Origin of the sequence: Aquibium sp. A9E412 (assembly GCF_030398335.1) — a bacterium.
GTDB lineage: Bacteria > Pseudomonadota > Alphaproteobacteria > Rhizobiales > Rhizobiaceae > A9E412.
In genome coordinates, this window is sequence record NZ_JAOAOP010000135.1 from 1 (window position 1) to 1,411 (window position 1,411).

The 1,411-nt window shown below is 68.5% G+C and carries 2 protein-coding genes; one reads left to right on the plus strand and one right to left on the minus strand.

Annotation, left to right across the window (positions count from 1 at the left end; genetic code table 11):
- Positions 1-385 precede the first annotated feature (385 nt).
- Complete coding sequence (locus N1F89_RS20555) at positions 386-652, minus strand: aspartate-semialdehyde dehydrogenase (RefSeq protein WP_290086365.1); 267 nt, start codon at positions 650-652, stop codon at positions 386-388.
- 261 nt (positions 653-913) lie between these two features.
- Here N1F89_RS20555 and N1F89_RS20560 point away from each other — a divergent pair, with 261 nt between their 5' ends.
- A complete protein-coding gene (locus N1F89_RS20560) occupies positions 914-1,228 on the plus strand; it encodes a co-chaperone GroES (RefSeq protein ID WP_290086366.1) in 315 nt (104 codons plus the stop codon).
- Positions 1,229-1,411 lie beyond the last annotated feature (183 nt).

Below are 1,411 nucleotides of genomic sequence, written 5' to 3' on the forward strand. Positions count from 1 at the left end.
CGCTGCCCCTCACCCTGCCCTCTCCCCGCAGGCGGGGAGAGGGAGCGGCGACGCGTTCGCCCGCCAGCCCGATCTCCCTCCTTGAGGGGGAGATGTCGGCGCAGCCGACAGAGGGGGGCCCGCGGCCGCGCGCCGACCGCGCGGGCCCTGCCTTCCTCCGCCCGCCGACACCCGCGCACCGTCTCATCCCCGGCCGCTACCGCCCGCAGCCCCTTCTCCCCGCGTGCGGGGAGAAGGTGTCATAGAGCGTCTGGCGCGAGACGCCCGCCGCCCCTTCTCCCCGCACGCGGGGAGAAGGTGCCCCGAAGGGGCGGATGAGGGGCGGCGCCGGCGTTCGCCGCGAGGGCGCCGCCATCCCTGCGAAAACGGCAACCCCTTCGGCGCGTCAGTGCAGAACCAGCTCGCCCTTCAGCGCGTGCCACTCCTGCGGCCCGATCAGCCGGCGGTGCGTGTAGCGCACCGAGTGCAGCGGCCCGTCGAGCTCGCGCTGCCAGAAGTCCAGGAAGCGGTACATCTCCGGGAATTCCGGCGCCACGTCATAGGCCTGCCAGACATAGCTTTGCAGCATGTGCGGATGGTCGGGCATGTGGTAGAGGATCTCGGCGGTCGTCAGGCCATAGCCGGCCATCTGCCGCTCCAGCTCGCTTGCGATCGGCATGGCGTCTCCCATGGTTGGTCGTCGCCGATCGATCCTAGCAGCGCCGCGCCGCGGATGGCCAGCGCAGAGATCGATTTCATCGAGCGAAAACAGCATATTAGCAGCCGTCAAGGGGTGCTGCTGATTTTTTTGCCGCAGCATCTTGAACAACCCCGCCGCCGCGCCCAGATGATCCGCGCGCAGCGCTGCGGAGCAGGCCGCGCCGCGCCGGTTTCCGGCGCGACGGATCAACCTTGTTTGTCCCAGGAGGAAAACATGAACTTCCGTCCATTGCACGACCGTATTCTGGTTCGCCGGATCGAGGCGGAGGAGAGGACGGCCGGAGGCGTCATCATCCCCGACACCGCCAAGGAGAAGCCCCAGGAGGGCGAGGTGATCGCGGTCGGCCCCGGCGCGCGCGACGACAGCGGCGCGGTGCAGCCCCTCGAGGTGAAGGTCGGCGACCGCATCCTGTTCGGCAAGTGGTCGGGCACCGAGATCCGCCTTGAGGGCGAGGATCTGCTCATCATGAAGGAAAGCGACGTGATGGGCGTGCTCGAGGCCGGCGTCGCGGCCAGGAAGGCCGCCTGAGCCGGGCCGTTCCGAGACAGTCGATGATGCTGCCTTTCGAAGGAGTATGACGATGGCTGCAAAAGACGTGAAGTTCCACACCGACGCCCGCGAGCGCATGCTGCGCGGCGTCGACATTCTCGCCAACGCCGTCAAGGTGACGCTCGGGCCGAAGGGCCGCAACGTCGTCCTCGACAAGTCGTT